Source organism: Nocardia sp. NPDC003269 (assembly GCF_042888005.1).
Taxonomy (GTDB): domain Bacteria; phylum Actinomycetota; class Actinomycetes; order Mycobacteriales; family Mycobacteriaceae; genus Nocardia.
The window spans coordinates 17,176-34,095 of record NZ_JBIAPA010000007.1; the positions used below are offsets into that span (position 1 = coordinate 17,176).

Here is a 16,920-nt window from a genome sequence, read left to right on the forward strand (position 1 = left end):
CATCTCGACGTCATCTCGCGCTGGCACGCTGACGGTCGTGGAGCAGCACACGGGTGTCACCGACTCGATGGCCGACCGGTTCACCCGCTGGTGCGAGGCCGTCGTCGCCCGCCTGCCGTTCGGGCTGGACCGGATCGTGCCCGCGACGCTGCTCGGCTTCGGCCTGATCAACAGCTTCACCTTCGGGGTCGACCTGCTGCTGCTCACGCTGCTGCACTCCGGGCTCGGGCTGCCGGTGCCGGTGTCGATCACGCTGGCCTACATCGCCGCGTTCGGCCTGGCCTTCCTGCTCAACCGCACCTTCAACTTCCACTCGCACGCGCCGATGGGCAAGCAGGCGGTGGTGTACGCGGTCGTGGTGCTGGTGAACTACCTGGCCTTCATTCTCGGGGTCGGTTCCGGGCTGGTGGCGCTCGGCGTGGAGTACCACGTCGCGCGGCTGGCCGCCGGGGCCTGCGAGGCCGTCTACATGTATTCCGCGATGCGCTGGATCGTGTTCCGGCGAAAGCGATCAGCCGATCCGGTCGTCGCCGATCGGTGAGCGGCCGCGCAGTACCTCGGAGCGGTCGCCGTCGACCAGGACGACGTCGTCGTCGGTGAGCGCCCAGTGCGCGGTGCCGTCGGCACGATAGCGGGCCAGCAGCCGCGCGGACTGGCCGTCGGGGTCGGTGGGGGAGTCCAGGTGGACGACGGGCGGGCGATCCACCAGACCCAGTCCGTCCCACCGTGCTTCGACGCCGGTGGCCTGCCGCACTTCGGCGGGGTCGTCCATCGTCTCCAGGCCGTGCAGGTCGGGGGCGAGCAGGCAGGCGCCCGCGCTGTAGCCCGCGTAGACCAGTGCGTCCTCGGCGAGCAACGCGGGAAGCACGGAATCGGCTCCGCTGCGGGCGAATTGGGCCCGCAGGACGAAGGTGTTCCCGCCGCGCACCCACAGCATGGCGAACGCGCGCAGGTGCCGTTCCAGCTCGCCCGGCTTGCCGACGTAGTCGCGCAGGTCGACCACCTCCGGCGCGTACCCGTGCTGCCGGAGCGGTATCAGGTCACTGGCCACCGCCGACGCCCACGCGGCGGGCCACGCGTCGCAGGCGTTGGGGATCACCGCGACCCGGCCGCCCGGCGCGCCGACCAGTCCGGCGAGCCGGTCGGCGAAGGCGCCGAACCGGTAGGACGCCAGGAACAGCCGCATCAGATGGTGAAGGCCAGATTCTGCACGAGGCGCTCGCCGAGGGCCTGATCGCCGGTGACGGTGACCTCGTCGCGGTGCGCGCCGGCGGTGGTCCGGCCGCCGCGCAGGCGCGCGAAGAGGCCGGAGTCCATGCTGATCACGGCATTCGGCTCGGCGTCGGCGGCGTCGAGGACGGCGCCGCGGCCGTCGGTCACCGCGAGGTGGATCTGCCGGGTGACCGGCCCGGTGAGGTCGAAGGTCAGGCGGGTGCCGTCGGGGGCCTTGGCGCCCTTGACCACCGCCCGGCCCAGCCCGATGGTGAGTTCGGCGAAGGCGGTCTCGGCGCGCGCGCCGCCCTCGGACACGGTGCGGCCGATGCCGTCGGCGAGGTCGAGCTCGTGCATCCAGCAGTCGAACAGGCGGACCCGCATGAACCGGCCGTAGGGCACCTGCCCGACCGGCGACACCGTCGGCGTCTGCCAGGCCTGCTCGTCCATCGCGACCAGCGCGGCCCGCCGTCGATCGGTCACCTCGTCGAACAGCGCGAGCAGGCGCTTGCCGGAGAGCGGGCGCAGCCGGTCGACCCAGATCTCGTTGAGCACCGCGACCTCGTTGCGCACGTGCGGCAGGGTCCGCACGTCGGTCTTGGGCCGCAGCGGGTCGTGCGGCGGCGGGGTCTCGCCGAGCAGCCACGACTCGGTGCCGATCACGTGCGCGACCACGTCGAACAGCGTCCAGCCCGGCAGCGGCGACGGCTTGCGCCATGCCTTCTCGTCGAGGTCGGCCACCAGGTTCCCGATGGCCTCCCACTGCTGGGCGAGCAGGTCGGTGAGCTGCTCGCGGTCGGGCGTGCCCTCGGTCATCCCTGTGCTCCTTCAGAGTCCAGCGCCGTCAGGCCGGCGCGGATCGCGGCCGCGGTCGAGTTCGGTTCGTGGGGACGGCGCAGCAGGAAGCCCTTGGCGAAGCTGAGCTTGTCACCGTGTCGGCGCGGCACCACGTGCAGGTGCACGTGGCCGACGGTCTGGAAGGCCGCGGTGCCGTCGTTGAGGATGAGATTGGCGCCGTCGCTGCTCAGGCCGCTGCGGCGCAGGGCGCGCGCGAGCCGGTGCCCGGTGCGGAAGAGCGTCGCGCCGAGATCGGGATCGAGGTCGTCGAGCTCGGTGGCGTGCTGTTTGGGAACGACCAGGGTGTGCCCCCGGGTGATCGGCCTGATGTCGAGGAACGCGCACACCGCGTCGTCCTCGTAGACCTTGGTCGCCGGTGCGGCACCCGCCACGATCCGACAGAAGACGCAGTCGTTCACAGCGACGACCCTACGGTGTGGTGTGGGTCGCGCAACAGTCCGAACCACCTGCGGGCATGACGCGCGTCACGTGCGCCCAGCAAGCCGGTCGTCTGACCAGTATTCGTACCCGGAGGTAGGTAGCTCACCGGCGGGTGCGGTCTTGTCCGGCCCTACCTGCGGCGACGAATCTGATGGCGGGCGCGGGGTCGCGCCCGAGGCGCGGAAACGTCGTCAACTTGGCGAAACGGGTCGGCTCTGTCCGATTTCCCAGTGGATGGTCCAGCCCGCCGATGTGATCGGCATCTCGGCTAGGCTCACCGCGAGCCGAGTACAGTAGCGAGGATTTCAGCCGAACCTACTCGCAAGTAACGTCGGCTGACCCGTTGTTCCCCGGCTCGAAGCCAGCACAAGAAGGAAGTCTGACTAGTGGAGACAACGCAAAACGTGGGCGAGGGTTCGCCGCGCGGCGCGCGTGTCGGAGTCGTTCGCGAGTCCGGTGCGGGTGAGCGGCGGGTCGCATTGGTGCCCAAGATCATCCCGGCCCTGTCCAAGCAGGGCGTCGAGGTGGTCGTGGAAGCCGGTGCCGGCCTCGGTGCCCTCATCCCCGACGAAGCCTTTGTCGAGGCGGGTGCGACCATCGGTGATCCGTGGTCGGCCGAGGTCGTCGTGAAGGTGGCCCCGCCCAGCGATGCCGAGGTGGGCAAGCTGTCGTCCGGGCAGACCCTGATCGGGTTCCTCGCGCCCCGCAACGCCGAGAACCAGATCGGCGCGCTGAAGTCCGCCGGGGTGCAGGCGTTCGCCGTCGAGGCGATCCCGCGTATCTCGCGCGCCCAGGTGATGGACGCGCTGTCCTCGCAGGCCAACGTCGCCGGCTACAAGGCCGTGCTGCTCGCCGCCTCCGAGTCCACCCGCTTCTTCCCGATGCTGACCACCGCCGCGGGCACCGTGAAGCCGGCCACCGTGCTGGTGCTCGGTGTCGGTGTCGCCGGCCTGCAGGCGCTGGCCACGGCCAAGCGCCTCGGCGGCCGCACCACCGGCTACGACGTGCGTCCCGAGGTCGCCGACCAGGTGCGCTCGGTCGGCGCCCAGTGGCTCGACCTCGGCATCGACGCCGCCGGTGAGGGTGGCTACGCCCGCGAACTCACCGACGACGAGAAGGCCCAGCAGCAGAAGGCACTCGAGGACGCCATCAAGGGTTTCGACGTGGTCATCACCACCGCGCTGGTGCCGGGCCGTCCCGCGCCGCGCCTGGTCACCGCCGCCGCGGTCGAGGGTATGAAGCCGGGCAGCGTGATCGTCGACCTGGCCGGTGAGACCGGCGGCAACTGCGAGCTCACCGAGCCCGGCGAGATCGTCGTCAAGCACGAGGTGACCATCGCCTCGCCGCTGAACCTGCCCGCTACCATGCCCGAGCACGCCAGCGAGCTGTACTCCAAGAACATCGCCGCGCTGCTGGAGCTGATGCTGGTCGACGGCAAGCTCGCGCCCGATTTCGACGATCAGGTGCTGGCGGATTCCTGCGTCACCCGTGAGGTGGAAGCCTGATGTACACCGAACTTCTCGCGAACATCGCGATCCTGGTCCTGTCCGGGTTCGTCGGCTTCGCCGTCATCTCCAAGGTCCCCAACACCCTGCACACCCCGCTGATGTCGGGCACCAACGCCATCCACGGCATCGTCGTGCTCGGCGCGCTGGTGACGCTGGGCAACGTGAAGGACCCGTCCCTGCTGGTCCAGATCATCCTGTTCGTCGCCGTGGTGTTCGGAACGCTGAACGTCATCGGTGGCTTCGTGGTCACCGACCGCATGCTCGGCATGTTCAAGGGTAAGAAGAAGGCGGCCGAGTGATGCACGCAGTCGACAACATGACCTACCTGGTCAACGGCCTCTACATCGTGGCCTTCTCCATGTTCATCTACGGTCTGATGGGCCTGACCGGCCCGAAGACCGCGGTGCGCGGCAACCAGATCGCCGCCGTCGGTATGGCCATCGCGGTCATCGCGACGCTGATCTCCATCCGGCACACCGAGCTGCTGAACTGGATCCTGATCGCCGGCGGCCTGGTCGTCGGTGTGGCACTGGGTGTTCCGCCCGCCGTGCGCACCAAGATGACCGAGATGCCGCAGCTGGTCGCCGCGTTCAACGGTGTCGGTGGTGGCACGGTCGCGCTCATCGCGTGGGCCGAGTTCATCGACAGCTCGGGCTTCTCCCAGCTGCACGACGAGCCGAACATCCACATCATCATCGGCTCGCTGTTCGCCGCGGTGATCGGTTCGGTGTCGTTCTGGGGCTCGATCATCGCCTTCGCCAAGCTGCAGGAGATCCTGTCCGGCAAGCCGATCGGCATCGGCAAGCTGCAGCAGCCGCTGAACCTGCTGCTGCTCGTCGGCGCGGTGGTCTGCGCCGTGGTGATCGGCCTCGGCGCCGACAACGGCGGTGTCTCGCAGCTGTGGATGATCGCGCTGCTGGTGCTCGCGGGCATCCTCGGCCTGATGGTCGTGCTGCCGATCGGCGGCGCGGACATGCCCGTCGTCATCTCGCTGCTCAACGCCCTGACCGGGCTGTCGGCCGCGGCCGCCGGTCTGGCGCTGAACAACACCGCGATGATCGTCGCGGGCATGATCGTCGGCGCGTCCGGCACCATCCTCACCAACCTCATGGCCAAGGCCATGAACCGGTCCATCCCGGCCATCGTCGCCGGTGGTTTCGGTGGTGGCGGCGGTGCGGCCGCCAGCGGTGGTGGCGAGGCCAAGTCGGCCAAGGCCACCTCGGCCGCCGACGCCGCGATCCAGATGGCCTACGCCAACCAGGTCATCGTGGTGCCCGGCTACGGTATGGCCGTCGCCCAGGCCCAGCACGCGGTCAAGGAGATGGCCTCCCTGCTCGAGGGCAAGGGTGTCGAGGTCAAGTACGCGATCCACCCGGTCGCCGGTCGTATGCCCGGTCACATGAACGTGCTGCTGGCCGAGGCCGAGGTCTCCTACGACGCCATGAAGGAAATGGACGACATCAACGGCGAGTTCAACCGGACCGATGTGGTCCTGGTGATCGGCGCCAACGACGTCACCAACCCGGCGGCGCGCGAGGACAAGTCCAGCCCGATCTACGGCATGCCGGTCCTCAACGTCGACCAGGCCAAGAGCGTCATCGTGCTGAAGCGCTCGATGAACTCCGGCTTCGCCGGCATCGACAACCCGCTGTTCTACGCCGACCACACCTCGATGCTGTTCGGCGACGCCAAGAAGTCCGTCGGTGCGGTCACCGAGGAACTGAAGGCGCTGTAACCCACGCGGCTACGCACACGGGCCCCGCTGTTCTCCGAGAACAGCGGGGCCCGCTGCTGTTGGCGACCGCGACGATCGATGGTTGTGTCGCACACCACATTCCCGCTACCCTCTTGCTTGAGACGATGGCGTCTCAAAAGAGGCCGGGGAACCGGTGTGCAGAACGGAGTCCTCGATGACGAGGTCACTCACCCGTCGACCACGCTCGCTGTTCATCGCTGTGCTGGCGGCGGTACTCGCCGCCGGCCTTCCCGGCCTCGCGCACGCGCAGGACATCGCGCCCGGCGTCACCGCGCAGAGCGTCTTCGATCAGCCGGGACCGCACCCGGTGGCCACGCCGACGGTCACCAACCCCTGTCAGGAATCCGTCGCCGGGATGATCGCGCACCTCACCGTGCACCTGTTCGGCAACCGGGACGACGCGCGATGCACCCAGGCCTTCCCCTACGGCTTGCAGTCACCGGTCGGCGTGAACACCTACTACCCGGCCGATCTCGCGGACGCGGACAAGGCCCCGCTGATCCTGTTCGAGGGCGGCATCACCTCCAATCCCGGTATGTACGACACCTTGGCCCGGCAGTGGGCAAGCCACGGCTTCGTCGTGGTGATCACCTACGACTTCGTCAATTCGCTGGCCTACCTGCCCGCGATCGGCCTGGCCTCGGCGATCGCCCAGCACCGCGATCCCGGTTCGCCGCTGTTCGGGCGGATCGATCTCGGGCGCACCGTGCTCGCCGGGCATTCCGCGGGCGGGGGCGCGTCTCTGCAGGCGGCGGCGCTGTTCCCGCCGATCGACGGGGCGATCGATCCGGACTTCGCGGTGATCGGCATGCTGGCGATCGAACCGGGTCCGGTGGGCGTCGGCGCCCTCATCGGGGTGCCGACGCTGTTCCTCACCGGCTACAACGATTTCGTCGTTCCCGATTTCGCCTGGGTGCGCTGGTGGCAGTACAATCTCACCTTCCGCGCCCCGGCCTGGATCGCCAATGCCCGTGGCGTGAGCCATTTCTCGCCGGTCGACGGCCCCGGCGCCTACCTGTCCGCCGGGACGGCGGTGGCCTGGCTGAAGTACGTCGCCTTCGACGACGACACCTCCCGCCGGTTCTTCGTCGGCCCCGACTGGCTGCTGCGGGCGGATCGCACCTACTACAGCGTCGAGCGCAACCAACAGGCCGACAGCCTGCGATGAGCTACCGCACCCCGACGATCGGAAAGAGATCCACCATGTCCCGCCGCCTGCTCCGGCCAGCTGTCCTCGCGGCCGCCGCGCTCACCGCCCTCGTGGTGGCGGCGCCGGTCGTGTCCGCCGACCCGGGCGGCGAACACCGCTGCGCCGAGCCGGTACCCGGGCACGCGGCGCCACGCGCGACCCCCGAGGACGTGGGCATGGACGCCGCCGTGCTGACCGACGCGCTCGACTTCGGCACGCGCGCAGGCGGAATCGCGGTCCAGGTCTATCGGCACGGCTGCCTCGTCGGCGACCGCACCCCGACCGCGAACGTGCCACTGCCGCTGGCCAGCGCCACCAAAGGCGTCACCTCGGCGGTGGTCGGCAGGGCCGTGACCCTGGGGCGCCTCGGCGTCGACGACCCGCTCGGGAAATTCTTCCCCCAGGCCGACCCGGCGCACGCGAATCTTACTGTGCGCCAGGTCTTGACCCAGACGACCGGCCTGCATTTCAGCTGGCCCGCCGACCTCGCCGGACTCCAGACCGACGCGGTCGGGCAAACGCTCGCCGCACCCGCCGACCACGCCCCCGACAGCACGTTCCAATACGCCCAGAACACCCCGATGCTGCTGGCGGAGATCGTCGAGATCGCCACCGGCGTCGACTTCCAGGACTTCGCCCAGCGAGAACTGTTCGCGCCCTTGGGCATCGACCGCGCCAACTGGGTGTGGCTGCGCGACCGCAGCGGCAACACCGCCGTCAACGGTGGGTTGGCCATGCGCCCCGACGACCTCGCCCGCCTCGGCAGGCTCCTGCTCCAGGAGGGTCGCTGGGGTGGCGCGCAGCTCATCGCCGCCGACTACCTGCGTGAGGCGACCACCGGTACCGCCGCCAATCCGGGCTACGGATTCCTGACCTGGCTCAACTCCGGCGATACCTATCGGGGCACGGAGGTGCCGACCGCGGTCTCCTACGATCGTCCGCAATTCCCCGGCTCCCCGCGCGACATGTACTCCTACGAGGGCGCGCTCGGCCAGTTCCTGACCGTCATCCCGAGCCGCGACCTGGTGGTGGTGCGCCTCGGCGTCCCGCTGCGGGTCGACCTGGACAACCCGGTCGCCATGCTCACCGGCAGCGGCAACCCCGACAACAAGGAGCTGTTCCAGCGCGTCACCCGGGCGGTGACCGGAATCCCCGCCGAGCCCTATGTCGACCCGCTCGGTCTCGACCATCCGCCGCTGTCGATCCGCACCCCGGACGACCTCGCCCGGCTGGCGGACCCTGGCACCGCCGCGGCCATCCTGCTCGGGGTCGGGCCGTACGCCTCGACCGGCTGCAACATCCTGTGGTGCGACGGCTCGTTCGTCGCCGTCGACGTGTTCCGCCTCGTCCTCGATGTCGGCGGGCAGGTGGCGGCCGCGGTGCTCGCACTCGGCAACGCACCGCGCTGAGGCGTCGGGTCAGTACAGCCGGTTGTGTTTGCGCGTGCCGGGGAGGTCCAGGTAGGGGCAGTCGGCGGAGCCGGTGCGCAGGGTGGCGGTGGGGTCGTCGGGGGCGATCCACAGGAGTGTGCCGTTGTCGAGCCAGGGCCGCAGATCGAAGTCGGGGTGGTTCGAGCCCCAGTTGTCGTCCCAGGCCGCGTATCTGCCCGGGGCCTGATCGACCTCGTAATGATCACTGCCCCAGACCGGTTCGAGCGCGATGCCGCGTGGCCGGTAGGTGGCGCAGTGATAGGTGATCGGCCAGCCGGTGTGCGGGCCGATCCGCACCTGGGTGATCACGGCCCGCATGTCGGGATGACCGAGGACCTCGGGGAAGACGTACGGCACATCGGGGCCGAGCATCCGAAGGAACGGCGCCGGCGCCATCGGACCGTCGAGCCGCATCGCGCCGACCATCAGCAACCAGCTGCGCGGCACCGGGTCCAAGCGGCGCACCGTATGGAACGAGCTCCAGAACCAGCCGTCGACGTCGACGATGTCGAGCGGCCAGTACACCAGTTCATCCCGGAACGGGCACCGCGAGACCACGATGTCGGGCAGCAGCTCGCGGTAGCGCTCGTGCAGCGCACTGGCCCCGTAGAAGGCGGCCCACCCCTCCTCGCATGCGCCCAGCTCCTTGTAGACCGCGCTGAGGCGGTTGCCCTCTTCGAGCAGCGCCGCCCGCTCGGCGATGAACGGCTCGACGCCGACGATCTTGCGCACCGATGTCCCCCACTCCCACACGACAGTCGCGGGTCCGACTGTGCCACAGCCGGACCCGCGTGCCAATCGTCAGGCGGTGCGCCGCTGCGCCTTCTCGGCGGCGGGCGCGGTGCCGAGCTGCTGGATCAGCTCCTCGGTCCCGGTGACCGCGCCGCAGCGCCGCGCGACGTAGTTCAGGGCCATCAGGTGCTCGTCGCGGCTGAAATCGGCGGTCGCGTCGAAGACCAGGAACGGCCGCACATCGCTCATGAACGCCTCGGCGGCACTGAGCATGCAGCCCATGTGGGTGTACACGCCGGTGATCAGCAGCTGGTCGCGGCCGTAGTAGCCGAGCAGTTCGCGCAGGTCGGTGCGCTGGAAGGCGGAGTACCGCCACTTGGTGACCTGGATGTCCTGCGGCTCGGGGGCGATGGCGTTGATCACCTCGGTGTCGGCGCCCTCGGCCATGCCCGAACCCCAGAAGTCGGCGAGGATGCCGCGCCGCGACGGGTGCTGGTTGCCCGGCTGCATCGTGTAGATCACCGGGATGTCGAGTTCGTGGCAGCGGTCGCGCAGCCGCGCGATGTTCGCGATGAGGGTCCGGGCGGGGTCGCGGTAGATGTCGTAGGCGTCGAGGAAGTACTGCTGCATGTCGTGGATCAGCAGGGCGCTGCGGCCGGGTTCGACGGTCCAGGCCACCTGGTCGGCGGTGAACTCGTCGGCGCCGGGCATCGGATACGGCGCGATCTTGGGAATCGGCATGACGGCCTTTCGGTGGGGTCGGCGTCAGCCGACGGAAACGGGCAGGTCGGCGATTCCGAGCGGGGCGAGGATGCGCTGGAATTTGCCGGTGGTCTCGGCCAGTTCGGCCGCGGGATCGGACGCGGCGACGATGCCGCCGCCGGCGTGCGCGAGCAGGGTGGTGCCGTCGGCGGACAGTTCGGCGCAGCGGATGCTCACCATCCACTCACCGTTGCCGTCGGCGTCGCACCAGCCGACCGCGCCCGCGTAGAACCCGCGTTCACCTTCGAGTTCGGCGATGAGCCGGGCGGCGGCGCCGGTGGGTGTGCCGCAGACCGCCGGGGTGGGGTGCAGGGCCACCGCGAGTTCGAGCGCGGAGGGACCGGCGAGTGGGACGGTCGCCGAGATCGGCGTGCCGAGGTGCCACATGGCCGGCGTCGCGGTGAGTTCCGGTGCGGACGTGTCGACTTCGGCGCAGCGGTCGCTGAGCACGGCGGCCACCTGATCGACGACATAGCGATGCTCGGCGTGATCCTTCGTGGAGGTGAGCAGCGCGTCGGCGGCGGCGCGATCGGCGGCCGGGTCGTCGGTGACGCGCCGGGCCGAGCCCGCCAGCGGGTGGCTCAGGATCTCGGTTCCGGTGCGGCGCACCAGGATCTCGGGGCTGGAGCCGACGAGGTAGCGGCCAGGATAGCGGCCACCGGCGGCGGAGAGGTCGACCAGGAAACCGTTCGACAGCGGGTCCGAGGCCACCATCAGATCCAGGATGTCGGCCGCCCGCACCGGCTGCGGCGACACCGCGCGAATAGCCCTGGCCAGCACGACTTTACGCAGGGGATGACCGGGATCGGCGAGCAGTTCGACGGCACCGGCCACCCGTCGCTGGTGCTCGTCGGGAGCGGGCACCGCCGCGTCGATGGCGAAGTGGGGGAGTCGGGTGCCCGGTGCGGGACGGTGGGGCGCCTCGGTGACGCGCACCGAGTCCGGCGCCCACAGTGCCGTCGGCGCACCGGGGGTGAAGGGCAGCGCGCCGACGATGTGGCTGATCCGGCCGCTGCGCAGCGCGGTCACCGCGTCGTGCGCCGATCGGAAGATCGTCCCGCCCGCGGACGCGGACACGGTCCGCTGCGGACGGGACAGGACGAAAGCGGGGTCTGAACTGTCGGTACTGATGGTGCTCACCCTTTCGGTTTCACATGTCGAGCGTCGCGCCACCGTCGACCCGCAGGTCGTGCATGGTGATGTGGCGGGCGCCGTCGGACGCCAGGAAGTGGACGGCCGCCGCGATGTCGGCGGGAGCGGCGATGCGGCGCAACGGGATACCGAGCCGGTAGACCGCGGGGTCGCCGTCGAGGAGCGCGGTCTCGGCGTCGTCGTCGAGCGGCGTGCCGCCGAACATGTCGCGCAGCATGGCGGTATCGGTGGACCCGGGGGACACGAGATTGACCCGCACCCCGAGCGGCGCGACCTGCAGGGCCAGCGACCTGGTGAAGGCGGTCGCGGCCGCCTTGGCGGCGCCGTAGGCGGCCATGCCCACGCGCGGTGCGGCCGCGGCGTTGGAGGAGACCACGACGATCGACCCCCGGCCCGCGGCGGCCATGTCGGCGGCCGCGCGCTGGGTGACCAGCATGGTCCCGGTGGCGTTCACGCTCAGGCACCTCGCCCAGTCGGCGGCGTCGAGTTCGAGGGCGCTCCCGCCGACCATGACGCCCGCGGCGTGTACCACCACATCGGCCGGTCCGTGCGCGGCGGTCAGCTGGTCGAAGGCGCGCCGTACGGAGTCGGCGTCGCTGACGTCCACCTCCAGGCTGTGCACAGAAGCCGTTGGGGGACAGTCGATGTCATCGCAACCGGCGCTGTCCTGCGGAGCGGCGAGCGCGGCGGCGGTCGCGTGCACCCGGGGATCGAGGTCCCACAGGGAGACGACCCGGTCCTCGGCGGCGAACCGGGCGGCGATCGCGGCGCCGATACCCCCGGCCGCGCCGGTCACGACAACGTTCCGTCCGGTGAGATCACCATTTGACATGAGGTTAGCCTAACCTGAATTCATCGTCGGATGGTTACCTTCCCTCACAACATCCGACGGGAACGCCCGCAGGTCCGTTGGAAAGAGGTGCTCGACTTGACCGATCCCGTGCTCCCCGGCTTCACCCCGTGGCCCACTGAGCTGGCGCAACGCTATCGAGAGCAGAACTGTTGGACCGGTGAGACTTTCGCCGATGTGCTCGCCGCGCGCGCGGCCGCCGCACCCGACCGGATCGCCGTGCTCGACCCGGCGAACAGCTGGACCTACGCCGAGCTCGACCACCGGTCGAGCGCGCTCGCCACCGGCCTGGCCCGGCTCGGCCTCGGGGCGGGCGACCGGGTGCTGGTCCAGCTGCCCAACCGCGCCGAATTCGTCGAGGTGATCTTCGCGCTGTTCAAGCTCGGCGCGCTGCCGGTGTTCTGCCTGCCCGCGCACCGCGGTGCCGAGCTGGTCCCGATCGCCACCGCCGCCGCCGCGACCGCGATGATCACCTGCGGCACGCACCAGCGCTTCGACTACGCGGCGCTGGCCGAATCGGTCCGCGCCGAGGTGCCGAGCCTGCGGCACCTGCTGCTGGTGCTCGACGAACCGGGGCGGGAGCTGTCCGCCGATGTGCACGACATCGCCGAATTCCGGGACACCCCGGGCGAACTGGTGGGACCGTCGGCGAGCGCCGTCGCGTTCCTGCAGCTCTCCGGCGGTAGTACGGGCATCCCGAAGCTCATCGCCCGCACCCACGACGACTACCTCTACAGCGTGCGGCGCAGTGCCGAGATCTGCGAACTCGACAGCGACACCGTGTATCTCGCGACACTGCCGGTGGCGCACAACTTCCCGATGAGCTCGCCGGGCATCCTGGGCGCGCTGTGGGCGGGCGGCGCCGTCGCGCTGACCCCCGACCCGACCCCCGCGACGGCGTTCCCGCTGATCGAGCGGTTCGGCGTCACCATCACCGGCCTGGTGCCGCCGCTGGCCCGGTTGTGGACCGAGCGGGCCGAAGCGGGTGACACCCCCGATCTGTCCAGCCTGCGGGTGGTCCAGGTGGGCGGGGCGCGCTGCCAGGAGGAGCTGGCCCGCCGGGTCGGCCCCGCCCTCGGCGTGACCCTGCAGCAGGTGTTCGGCATGGCCGAGGGGCTGGTCTGCTACACCCGGCTCGACGATCCGATCGACGTGGTGGTCGGCACCCAGGGCCGTCCGATGTCCGAGCACGACCGGATCGCGGTGGTCGACGACCACGGCGCCGAGGTGGCACCGGGCGCGACCGGCAACCTGATCACGCAGGGGCCGTACACGATTCGCGGCTACTACGACAATCCCGAGGCCGACGCCCGCAGCTTCACCGCCGAGGGCTGGTACCGCACCGGCGACATCGTCTCCGTGCGCCCGGACGGCAACCTGGTGGTCGCGGGCCGAGCCGGTGACTGGGTCAACCGGGGCGGGGAGAAGGTGTCGGCCGAGGAGCTCGAGGCGCATCTGCTCGAGCACCCGGACGTGCGCGACGCGGTGATCGTCGGCACCCCGGATCCGGTGCTGGGACAGCGCATCTGCGCGTTCGTCCAGCCCGCCGATCCGGCCGTGCGGCCGTCCCTGATCACGGTGCGTTCGTTCGTCCGCGCGCGCGGTGTCGCGGCGTGGAAGATGCCCGACACCGTCGTCGTCGTCGACGAGTTCCCGGCGACCGGCGTCGGCAAGACCAGCCGCAAGGAGCTGCGGCAGCTGCTCGCCGACGGCGCGCTCGGGCAGTGACCGCGCCGGGGGCGGCGCGCTCATCGCGCCGCCCCCGGGCCGGTCAGGCCAGTTGCTCGATCCATGATCCGAGCACGGGATCGCCCGCCAGCGTGGGGAAGTCGATGTGCGCGTAACCGTCCGACCGCCATTTCTCCACCAGCGACATGATGCGCACCGAATCCAGCCCGGCGTCGAGCAGATCGGTCTCCGCGGTGAGTTCGGCCGGGTCCACACCCAGCGCCGTGGCGACATCGCCGATCACCTGATCGTCGGTCATGGTCATTCCTCTCGATCGAAGTCGGCGACGCCGCGCTTCCAGTAGCCGGCGATGAGCGAGTCCTTGGGGCCGATGCCCAGGTCGGTGCGGACCACCTTGCGGATGCCGCGCAGGCAGCCCGCCTCGCCCGCCACCCAGGCGTAGACCCGCTGTCCGGCAGCCACTTCCACGGTGCGTACGGCCTGCTCGAGGATGTCGCTGGTGCCCGCCTCGGCCGCGCCGCGATGCAGCCAGCGCACCTCGACGCCGTCGGGGGCGTCGATCGCGATCTGCTCGGCCGCGTCGGCCACCTCGATGAACGCCCAGCCCGCCGCGGTGCGCGGCATCCGTTCCAGCCAGCGGGCGATGGCGGGCAGCGCGGTGATGTCACCCGCGAGCAGGTACCGGTCGTAGGAATCCGGGACGACGACGCCGCCGGGCGGACCGGCGATGTGCACCTTGGTCCCGGGGGTCACCGTGCTCGCCCAGTCGGAGGCGAGGCCGCCGGGGTGGAGGGCGAAATCGATGTCGAGTTCGCCGTCGGGAATGCTGTGGCGGCGCACCGTGTACTCGCGCGAGACCGGGCGCGGCGTGCCCCATTCCAGCGAGGTGCCGTCGCGTTCGGGCAGCCGCAGCACGCCGTCCTCGCACGGGAAGATCAGGCGCACATGCTCATCCGGGACATAGCTGTGGAACGTCGCCAGCTCGGGCCCGCCGAAGGTGATCCGCAACAGCGCGGAGCCGATCCGCGCGGTGCGGATCACCTCCACTTCCTGCAGGCCGATCGGATAGGGGACCTTCGCGCCGTGCGCACCGCCGAGCACCTCGGCGATGTTCGCGGCGTAGGCACTGCGATCCTTCACCTCTGTTCCTTTCTGTGCAGCGGCCCGGCGGCGAGCGCCATCAGGCCGGTGAGTACCAGGACGACGACGCCGTAGAGCACGAGCGCCGTTCCCGGAGCGAAGAATTGGCCAACGGCACCGGCCACCATGGAGCCGACCGCGGTACCGGTGACCGACTGCACCATCAGCAGTCCCGACATCCGGCCGCGCATGTGGTCCGGTGCGGCGCGCTGCAACATCGCGTAGCGCAGCACCATGTTCACGGCCCTGGCCAGGCCGAACCCGGCGAGCCCGAGGAACACCAGCGCCGCGTGCGACCACAGCCCCGCCGCGATCACGCCGAGCGGCATGAGCGCGAGCGAAACCAGCAGCGCCAGCCCGGTATTGGCGCGGCTCATCCAGCCACTGGTGAGCGAACCGAGTACCGCGCCCGCACCGGGCGCCGCGTAGAGCAGGCCCAGAGTGCCGGGGCCCGCGTGGAGTTCGACGTCGGCGAAGGCGGGCAGCAGGACCAGCGGTCCGCTGACCAGCATCGCGATCAGACCGGTCAGCAGGATCAGCCGGATGGATTCGTGGCGCACCGCGAAGGTGATGCCCGCGGCCAGTTCGCGCAGGGGGTTCTGTAGATCCCGCTCCGGCGGCGGTGACGGGCCGATCGCGGTGATCAGTCCGACGGTCGCCGTGGTCGCGAGCGCGCACAGGAAATAGGCCGAGGCCACACCGGTTTTCGCGACGAGCAGCCCGGCGATCGCCGGGGTGATCATGGTGCCGAGGTCGGTGGTCAGCGACACCAGCGCGCCCGCGGCCGCGACCTTCTCGCGGCCGACGAGCGCCGGAACCATCGCCATCAGCGCCGATCCGCTGACCCCGCCCGCGAGGCCGTCGATGACGGCGGCGAGGTAGATCACCGGCAGCAGCGGGTCCGGCAGCACGGCGTTCACGCCGAGCAGCAGGAAGCCGATGCCCGCCGCACTGCGCGACCACTGGATCACCGTGCGCCGGTCGTACCGGTCCGCGACCACACCGCCGGCGAGACTGCCGGCGAACAGGGCCGCCGCGGTCGTGGTGGCGACCCCGGCGACCTGCAGACTCGACCCGGTCAGCTGATAGACCTGCAACGGCAGGGCCACCATGAGCAGCCCGATGCCGAGCACCGACACCAGCCGCGCCGCGAACGCGCACCGGAACGGGCGCGACGCCCGCAGCGGGCTGAGGTCGAGGAGCAGGCCGCCGGTCGCCGTCACTTGAAACGATCCTTCAGCAGCTCGAGGGTGCTCATGACCGTGCGATAGTCCGGTCGTGAGCTGATCGCGGGCAGCTCGTACACCGTGTTCGCGGTGAACGACGGCAGCTTCGCGTAGAGCGGGTCGGTCCGCAGCTGCTCGAGTGAGCGTCCGCCGTTGATGGTGACCACGAAGGTCACCGGCGCGTCGACCACGGTGTTGAGCAGTTCCGGGCTCATCGAGAAGTAGTCGGCGGCCTCGGGCATCTCCGGGTTGCCCGCCTTGGCCTTCACCTGCGTGTCGAGGGCGAAACCGACCTCGGCCAGCAGTTTCGGCAGCGAGGCCGTCGGCACGAAGACGACCGGCTTGTCGCCCTTGGCCGACTGCACCAGCGTGGTGTTGCCCGCCGGGATCTTGATGGCGGACTTCACCTCGGCCAGCTTGGTGCGGTAGTTGGCGAGCAGGCCGTCGACCTGGTCGCCGCGGCCGACGAGGTCGGCCAGATAGCGCAGCTGGTCCTGCCAGTCGGTGGTGGTGGCCGGCATCAGCGCGGTCGGGGCGATGGCGCTGAGCTGGTCGTAGGCGTTGAGCGTCTGCTGGGCCGGGTAGCCCTGACCGCCGCCGATGATCAGATCGGGCCGCTGGGCGGCGACGAACTCGAGATTGATGTCCTCGCCGGTCGGGACGACCTGGGTGCCCTGCTCTTTCGCGTCGGCGGCCCACACCTGCGGGAACTCGCCCTTGGGGGTGGCGACGCCGAGCAGTCGCGGATCGGCCGCGACGACCGGGGCGTCGAGGTCGTAGAGGTAGCCGGCCAGCGCGCCGTTGAGTACGACGATGCGCTTGGGGTCGGACGGCACCGAGACGGTGCCGCGCGCGGTGGCCACCTCACGCGTACCCGAGGCGGTGTCCTTCGCCTCGTCGGCGGACGTGCCGCAGCCGGTGAGCGCGGCGATCGAGGCGACGGCCAGGACGGCCAGGGCCGCGCGGACGCGGCCGGAGGATCGGGTGAACACGGCC

The 16,920-nt window shown here is 70.4% G+C and carries 18 protein-coding genes; 7 read left to right on the forward strand and 11 right to left on the reverse strand.

The genetic code is table 11. The features are described from left to right. Window positions 1-37 precede the first annotated feature (37 nt). Window positions 38-541, forward strand: a complete 504-nt coding sequence (locus tag ACFYWJ_RS33775; RefSeq protein ID WP_387160386.1) for a GtrA family protein — start codon at window positions 38-40, stop codon at window positions 539-541. Here ACFYWJ_RS33775 and ACFYWJ_RS33780 read toward each other — a convergent pair. Genes ACFYWJ_RS33780 through ACFYWJ_RS33790 form a run of 3 tightly spaced genes read right to left on the reverse strand, consistent with a single transcriptional unit; the run spans window position 512 to window position 2,468 of the window. Further along, a complete protein-coding gene (locus ACFYWJ_RS33780; protein ID WP_355283365.1) occupies window positions 512-1,186 on the reverse strand; it encodes a Type 1 glutamine amidotransferase-like domain-containing protein in 675 nt (224 codons plus the stop codon). The genes ACFYWJ_RS33775 and ACFYWJ_RS33780 overlap by 30 nt on opposite strands. Beyond that, window positions 1,186-2,028, reverse strand: coding sequence for a maleylpyruvate isomerase family mycothiol-dependent enzyme (locus ACFYWJ_RS33785; protein WP_355283368.1), 843 nt, complete (start codon window positions 2,026-2,028; stop codon window positions 1,186-1,188). Before ACFYWJ_RS33785 ends, ACFYWJ_RS33780 begins: the two co-directional genes overlap by 1 nt. After that, entirely contained in the window at window positions 2,025-2,468 is a 444-nt protein-coding gene (locus ACFYWJ_RS33790; RefSeq protein ID WP_355283371.1) for an HIT family protein, read from the reverse strand. Before ACFYWJ_RS33790 ends, ACFYWJ_RS33785 begins: the two co-directional genes overlap by 4 nt. A 408-nt stretch (window positions 2,469-2,876) precedes the next feature. Here ACFYWJ_RS33790 and ACFYWJ_RS33795 point away from each other — a divergent pair, with 408 nt between their 5' ends. From ACFYWJ_RS33795 to ACFYWJ_RS33815, 5 genes are all read left to right on the forward strand, one after another. Next, window positions 2,877-3,995 (forward strand): Re/Si-specific NAD(P)(+) transhydrogenase subunit alpha, encoded by a 1,119-nt coding sequence (locus tag ACFYWJ_RS33795; RefSeq protein WP_355283374.1) that lies wholly within the window; start codon window positions 2,877-2,879, stop codon window positions 3,993-3,995. Next, complete coding sequence (locus tag ACFYWJ_RS33800; protein ID WP_019045334.1) at window positions 3,995-4,297, forward strand: NAD(P) transhydrogenase subunit alpha; 303 nt, start codon at window positions 3,995-3,997, stop codon at window positions 4,295-4,297. The genes ACFYWJ_RS33795 and ACFYWJ_RS33800 overlap by 1 nt, the downstream gene beginning before the upstream one ends. Window positions 4,298-4,314: 17 nt before the next feature. After that, the gene (locus ACFYWJ_RS33805; protein WP_355283516.1) at window positions 4,315-5,733 is read left to right on the forward strand and encodes an NAD(P)(+) transhydrogenase (Re/Si-specific) subunit beta; all 1,419 of its coding nucleotides are present in this window, start codon (window positions 4,315-4,317) and stop codon (window positions 5,731-5,733) included. 175 nt (window positions 5,734-5,908) lie between these two features. Beyond that, window positions 5,909-6,922 carry an alpha/beta hydrolase gene (locus ACFYWJ_RS33810; RefSeq protein WP_355283377.1) on the forward strand — a complete coding sequence of 338 codons (1,014 nt, stop codon included), beginning with the start codon at window positions 5,909-5,911 and terminating at the stop codon, window positions 6,920-6,922. Window positions 6,923-6,957: 35 nt separating this feature from the next. Further along, window positions 6,958-8,352 carry a serine hydrolase gene (locus ACFYWJ_RS33815; protein ID WP_355283380.1) on the forward strand — a complete coding sequence of 465 codons (1,395 nt, stop codon included), beginning with the start codon at window positions 6,958-6,960 and terminating at the stop codon, window positions 8,350-8,352. A 9-nt stretch (window positions 8,353-8,361) separates the two neighbouring features. Here ACFYWJ_RS33815 and ACFYWJ_RS33820 read toward each other — a convergent pair whose 3' ends face one another. The 4 genes from ACFYWJ_RS33820 to ACFYWJ_RS33835 form a co-directional block, all read right to left on the reverse strand. Next, the gene (locus tag ACFYWJ_RS33820; RefSeq protein WP_355283383.1) at window positions 8,362-9,105 is read right to left on the reverse strand and encodes a hypothetical protein; all 744 of its coding nucleotides are present in this window, start codon (window positions 9,103-9,105) and stop codon (window positions 8,362-8,364) included. Window positions 9,106-9,174: 69 nt separating this feature from the next. Continuing rightward, window positions 9,175-9,846 carry an isochorismatase family protein gene (locus ACFYWJ_RS33825; protein ID WP_355283386.1) on the reverse strand — a complete coding sequence of 224 codons (672 nt, stop codon included), beginning with the start codon at window positions 9,844-9,846 and terminating at the stop codon, window positions 9,175-9,177. A gap of 24 nt (window positions 9,847-9,870) precedes the next feature. Then, the gene (locus ACFYWJ_RS33830; RefSeq protein WP_355283389.1) at window positions 9,871-11,007 is read right to left on the reverse strand and encodes a chorismate-binding protein; all 1,137 of its coding nucleotides are present in this window, start codon (window positions 11,005-11,007) and stop codon (window positions 9,871-9,873) included. A gap of 10 nt (window positions 11,008-11,017) precedes the next feature. Then, window positions 11,018-11,851 carry an SDR family oxidoreductase gene (locus ACFYWJ_RS33835; protein WP_355283392.1) on the reverse strand — a complete coding sequence of 278 codons (834 nt, stop codon included), beginning with the start codon at window positions 11,849-11,851 and terminating at the stop codon, window positions 11,018-11,020. An 87-nt stretch (window positions 11,852-11,938) separates the two neighbouring features. Here ACFYWJ_RS33835 and ACFYWJ_RS33840 point away from each other — a divergent pair, with 87 nt between their 5' ends. Further along, window positions 11,939-13,597 (forward strand): AMP-binding protein, encoded by a 1,659-nt coding sequence (locus ACFYWJ_RS33840; protein ID WP_355283395.1) that lies wholly within the window; start codon window positions 11,939-11,941, stop codon window positions 13,595-13,597. Window positions 13,598-13,640: 43 nt separating this feature from the next. Here ACFYWJ_RS33840 and ACFYWJ_RS33845 read toward each other — a convergent pair whose 3' ends face one another. From ACFYWJ_RS33845 to ACFYWJ_RS33860, 4 genes are read right to left on the reverse strand one after another with little or no spacing between them, the layout of a single operon-like run. Beyond that, entirely contained in the window at window positions 13,641-13,856 is a 216-nt protein-coding gene (locus ACFYWJ_RS33845) for a phosphopantetheine-binding protein (protein ID WP_355283398.1), read from the reverse strand. Window positions 13,857-13,858: 2 nt separating this feature from the next. Then, window positions 13,859-14,698, reverse strand: a complete 840-nt coding sequence (locus ACFYWJ_RS33850) for a siderophore-interacting protein (protein WP_355283401.1) — start codon at window positions 14,696-14,698, stop codon at window positions 13,859-13,861. Then, window positions 14,695-15,921 carry an enterobactin transporter EntS gene (gene entS, locus ACFYWJ_RS33855; protein ID WP_355283404.1) on the reverse strand — a complete coding sequence of 409 codons (1,227 nt, stop codon included), beginning with the start codon at window positions 15,919-15,921 and terminating at the stop codon, window positions 14,695-14,697. The genes ACFYWJ_RS33850 and entS overlap by 4 nt, the downstream gene beginning before the upstream one ends. Beyond that, window positions 15,918-16,916: an ABC transporter substrate-binding protein gene (locus tag ACFYWJ_RS33860; protein WP_355283407.1), complete on the reverse strand. Its 999-nt coding sequence runs from the start codon at window positions 16,914-16,916 to the stop codon at window positions 15,918-15,920. Before ACFYWJ_RS33860 ends, entS begins: the two co-directional genes overlap by 4 nt. Window positions 16,917-16,920 lie beyond the last annotated feature (4 nt).

Excerpts from the sequence above, each read along its gene's own strand:
- ACFYWJ_RS33815 (WP_355283380.1), top strand. The coding sequence starts at position 6,958 with ATGTCCCGCCGCCTGCTCCGGCCAGCTGTCCTCGCGGCCGCCGCGCTC.
- ACFYWJ_RS33810 (WP_355283377.1), top strand. The coding sequence starts at position 5,909 with ATGACGAGGTCACTCACCCGTCGACCACGCTCGCTGTTCATCGCTGTG.
- ACFYWJ_RS33835 (WP_355283392.1), bottom strand. The coding sequence starts at position 11,851 with ATGTCAAATGGTGATCTCACCGGACGGAACGTTGTCGTGACCGGCGCG.
- ACFYWJ_RS33800 (WP_019045334.1), top strand. The coding sequence starts at position 3,995 with ATGTACACCGAACTTCTCGCGAACATCGCGATCCTGGTCCTGTCCGGG.
- ACFYWJ_RS33825 (WP_355283386.1), bottom strand. The coding sequence starts at position 9,846 with ATGCCGATTCCCAAGATCGCGCCGTATCCGATGCCCGGCGCCGACGAG.
- ACFYWJ_RS33845 (WP_355283398.1), bottom strand. The coding sequence starts at position 13,856 with ATGACCGACGATCAGGTGATCGGCGATGTCGCCACGGCGCTGGGTGTG.
- ACFYWJ_RS33780 (WP_355283365.1), bottom strand. The coding sequence starts at position 1,186 with ATGCGGCTGTTCCTGGCGTCCTACCGGTTCGGCGCCTTCGCCGACCGG.
- ACFYWJ_RS33805 (WP_355283516.1), top strand. The coding sequence starts at position 4,315 with ATGACCTACCTGGTCAACGGCCTCTACATCGTGGCCTTCTCCATGTTC.
- ACFYWJ_RS33785 (WP_355283368.1), bottom strand. The coding sequence starts at position 2,028 with ATGACCGAGGGCACGCCCGACCGCGAGCAGCTCACCGACCTGCTCGCC.